This is a genomic window from Streptomyces sp. NPDC002690, assembly GCF_053592415.1.
The window spans coordinates 1-4,168 of sequence record NZ_JBSFVR010000501.1; the positions used below are offsets into that span (position 1 = coordinate 1).

Annotated in this window: 4 protein-coding genes; all 4 read left to right on the forward strand. The window is 69.5% G+C overall.

Going from position 1 to position 4,168, the window contains the following annotated elements; genetic code table 11:
• Positions 1–71 precede the first annotated feature (71 nt).
• Positions 72–995 (forward strand): ABC transporter permease, encoded by a 924-nt coding sequence (locus ACWD3D_RS34110; RefSeq protein WP_451464582.1) that lies wholly within the window; start codon positions 72–74, stop codon positions 993–995.
• Positions 988–1,962 carry an ABC transporter permease gene (locus ACWD3D_RS34115; RefSeq protein WP_451464583.1) on the forward strand — a complete coding sequence of 325 codons (975 nt, stop codon included), beginning with the start codon at positions 988–990 and terminating at the stop codon, positions 1,960–1,962. Before ACWD3D_RS34110 ends, ACWD3D_RS34115 begins: the two co-directional genes overlap by 8 nt.
• 13 nt (positions 1,963–1,975) lie before the next feature.
• Positions 1,976–2,953: an ABC transporter ATP-binding protein gene (locus ACWD3D_RS34120; protein ID WP_387375446.1), complete on the forward strand. Its 978-nt coding sequence runs from the start codon at positions 1,976–1,978 to the stop codon at positions 2,951–2,953.
• Positions 2,943–4,168: ABC transporter ATP-binding protein (locus tag ACWD3D_RS34125; RefSeq protein WP_451464584.1), on the forward strand; the 1,226-nt coding region annotated here is incomplete at its 3' end. The genes ACWD3D_RS34120 and ACWD3D_RS34125, both read left to right, overlap by 11 nt.

The window sequence follows — 4,168 nt, forward strand, 5'->3', positions numbered from 1 at the left end:
CCACCCGCACCGGCCGCCCGGCTTCAGCCGGTGCCCGGCCACGCTTCCGCCCCGACCCCCCGGAGCCCCACATGGGACGTTATGTGATCCGGCGGCTGCTGCAGATGATCCCGGTCTTCTTCGGCACCACGCTGCTGATCTTCCTCATGGTGAACGTGATGGGCGACCCCATCGCGGGTCTCTGCGGCGACCGCCAGTGCGACCCCGCCACCGCTGCCCAGCTGCGCGCCGAGTTCGGTCTCGACAAGCCGGTCTGGCAGCAGTACCTGACGTACATGGGCAACGTCTTCACCGGCGACTTCGGCACCGCGTTCAACGGGCAGAAGGTCACCGAGCTGATGGCCACCGCGTTCCCCATCACCATCCGGCTCACCATCGTCGCCATCGTCTTCGAGATCGTCATCGGTATCAGCCTCGGCGTCCTGACCGGCCTGAAGAGGGGCCGGCCCGTCGACACCACGGTGCTGATCCTGACCCTGGTCGTCATCTCCGTCCCGACCTTCGTCACCGGCCTGCTGCTGCAGCTGCTGCTCGGCGTGAAGTGGGGCATCATCAGCCCCTCGGTCTCCTCGGCCGCCCCGCTCGACGAACTGATCGTCCCCGGACTCGTCCTCGCCTCGGTCTCGCTCGCCTACGTCGCCCGGCTCACCCGTTCCTCCATCGCGGAGAACGCCCGCGCCGACTACGTACGCACCGCCACCGCGAAGGGGCTGCCCCGGCGCCGGGTGATCGTGCGGCACCTGCTGCGCAACTCGCTGATCCCGGTCATCACCTTCATCGGTACGGACGTGGGCGCGCTGATGGGCGGGGCCATCGTCACCGAGCGGATCTTCAACATCCACGGGGTCGGATACCAGCTCTACCAGGGCATCCTGCGCCAGAACACCCAGACCGTCGTCGGGTTCGTCACCGTCCTGGTCCTCGTCTTCCTGGCGGCCAACCTGATCGTCGACCTCCTGTACGCCGTACTCGACCCGAGGATCCGCTATGCCTGAGCCGTATTCGCAGGACGGGGCGATCTCACCGGCGGGAGCCGGCGGACCCATGGACCTCGCCCTGGAGGAGGGCGAGACCCTGGAGCGACCGCCCGGCCACGACGGCTCGGGCCCCTCCGAGAAACCCCGCAGCCTCTGGTCCGACGCCTGGCGCGACCTGCGGCGGAACCCGGTCTTCATCGTCTCCGGCCTGATCATCCTCTTCCTGGTGATCATCTCGATCTGGCCCTCGCTCATCGCGAGCGGCGACCCGCTCCAGGCCGACCTGGCCGACGCCCAGAAGGGCAGGGAGCCCGGCCACCCCTTCGGCTTCGACCCGCAGGGCCGCGACGTCTACACCCGCGTCGTCTACGGAGCCCGCACCTCGGTCACCATCGGCATCTGCGCCACCCTCGGCGTCGGCATCCTGGGCAGCATCCTCGGTGGACTCGCCGGGTTCTTCGGCGGCGGCTGGGACGCCGTGCTCTCCCGGATCACCGACGTCTTCTTCGGCATCCCGGTGGTCCTCGGCGGCCTGGTCTTCCTCTCCGTCGTCACCAGCTCCACCGTCTGGCCCGTCGTCGGCTTCATCGTCCTGCTCGGCTGGCCGCAGATCGCCCGCATCGCCCGCGGCTCCGTGATCACCGCCAAACAGAACGACTACGTCCAGGCCGCCCGCGCGCTGGGCGCCTCCAACTCGCGGATGCTGCTGCGCCACGTCGCGCCGAACGCCATCGCCCCCGTCATCGTCGTGGCGACCATCGCGCTCGGCACGTACATCTCCCTGGAGGCGACCCTCTCCTACCTCGGCGTCGGACTGAAGGAACCCGCCGTCTCCTGGGGCATCGACATCTCCGCCGCGTCCAGCTACATCCGCAACGCCCCGCACATGCTGCTCTGGCCCGCGGGAGCGCTGGCGGTCACCGTGCTGTCGTTCATCATGCTCGGCGACGCGGTGCGCGACGCCCTCGACCCCAAGCTGCGCTGAGGAGCCCGCTGCCATGCTGCTGGAAGTGCGCGATCTGCACGTGGAGTTCCACACCCGGGACGGCGTCGCCAAGGCCGTCAACGGCGTCAACTACTCGGTGGACGAAGGGGAGACGCTCGCCGTCCTCGGCGAGTCCGGCTCGGGCAAGTCGGTCACCGCGCAGGCGATCATGGGCATCCTCGACATGCCGCCCGGGAAGATCAGCGGCGGCGAGGTGCTCTTCAAGGGACAGGACCTGCTGAAGCTCAAGAAGGACGAGCGGCGGAAGATCCGGGGCCAGGAGATGGCCATGATCTTCCAGGACGCGCTCTCCTCGCTGAACCCCGTGCTGACCGTGGGCGAACAGCTGGGCGAGATGTTCCGGGTGCACCGGGGGATGTCCCGCAAGGACGCCCGCGCGAAGTCGATCGAGCTGATGGACCGGGTCCGCATCCCGGCGGCCAAGGAGCGGGTGGGGAACTACCCGCACCAGTTCTCCGGCGGGATGCGCCAGCGCATCATGATCGCCATGGCGATGGCGCTGGAACCCGCGCTGATCATCGCCGACGAGCCCACCACCGCCCTCGACGTGACGGTCCAGGCCCAGGTCATGGAGCTGCTCGCCGAACTCCAGCAGGAGTACCGGATGGGCCTGATCCTGATCACCCACGACCTCGGCGTGGTCGCCGACGTCGCCGACAAGATCGCGGTGATGTACGCGGGCCGGATCGTCGAGACCGCCCCCGTCCACGAGATCTACAAGGCCCCCGCCCACCCGTACACCAAGGGCCTCCTCCAGTCGATCCCGCGCCTGGACCAGAAGGGCCAGGAGCTGTACGCGATCAAGGGGCTGCCCCCGAACCTGCTGCGCATCCCGCCCGGCTGCGCCTTCAACCCGCGCTGCCCGATGGCCCAGGACGTGTGCCGCACGGACGAGCCGCCGCTCTACGACGTGGCCGAACACCGCGCGAGCGCCTGCCACTTCTGGAAGGAGACGCTCGATGCACGCTGACCACCACGGGGGCCGCAAGGAGGCGCGCGAAGAGGGCGAGATCGCCTCCACTCTCCTCTCCGAGTCGCGCCGGCTCTCCGCGTGGGCCGAAGGAGAACCGATCCTGCGGGTCCGCGAGCTCGTCAAGCACTACCCGCTCACCCAGGGCATCCTGATCAAGAAGCAGGTCGGCGCGGTCAAGGCCGTCGACGGGGTCACCTTCGACCTCTCGGCCGGTGAGACGCTCGGTATCGTGGGGGAGTCCGGCTGCGGCAAGTCCACCGTCGCCCGGATGCTGGTCCACCTCGAACGCCCCACCGCCGGAACGATCCAGTACAAGGGCGAGGACGTCACCAAGCTCTCCGGCCGGGCGCTGAAGGCGGTGCGCCGGAACATCCAGATGGTCTTCCAGGACCCCTACACCTCGCTCAACCCGCGCATGACGGTCGGCGACATCATCGGCGAGCCGTACGAGATCCACCCCGAGGTCGCCCCGAAGGGCAGCCGGCGGCAGCGGGTGCAGGACCTGCTGGACGTGGTGGGGCTCAACCCCGAGTACATCAACCGCTATCCGCACCAGTTCTCCGGCGGCCAGCGCCAGCGCATCGGGATCGCCCGCGGTCTCGCGCTCAATCCCGAGATCATCGTCGCCGACGAACCCGTCTCCGCCCTCGACGTCTCCGTCCAGGCGCAGGTCGTCAACCTGCTGGACCGGCTCCAGGCCGAGTTCAGCCTCAGCTTCGTCTTCATCGCCCACGACCTCTCGATCGTCCGCCACATCTCGGACCGGGTCGGGGTGATGTACCTCGGAAGGATCGTCGAGATCGGCACCGAGGAGGAGATCTACGACCACCCGACGCACCCCTACACCCAGGCGCTGCTCTCCGCCGTCCCGGTCCCCGACCCGGAGGCCCGCGAGCACCGGGAGCGGATCATCCTGCACGGGGACGTGCCCTCGCCCGCCAACCCGCCCTCCGGCTGCCGCTTCCGTACCCGGTGCTGGAAGGCGCAGGAGCGGTGCGCGGTGGAGGAACCGCTGCTCGCCGTCCCGGAGGCGTTCGGGGCGGTGGAGGGTCCTGCCCACCACGACTCGGCCTGCCACTTCGCCGAGGAGAAGCACGTGGTCGCGCTGGAGACCGATCGGGTGCTGCCGCCGACGCCCCCGGCGGTGGGCACGGAGGGCGGTGCCACCGAGGGCGCGGCCACCGGCGGCGGCAGCACCGAGGCGACCCCGGG

Coding starts and splice junctions, on each gene's coding strand:
- ACWD3D_RS34120 (WP_387375446.1), top strand. CDS start 1,976: ATGCTGCTGGAAGTGCGCGATCTGCACGTGGAGTTCCACACCCGGGAC.
- ACWD3D_RS34110 (WP_451464582.1), top strand. CDS start 72: ATGGGACGTTATGTGATCCGGCGGCTGCTGCAGATGATCCCGGTCTTC.
- ACWD3D_RS34115 (WP_451464583.1), top strand. CDS start 988: ATGCCTGAGCCGTATTCGCAGGACGGGGCGATCTCACCGGCGGGAGCC.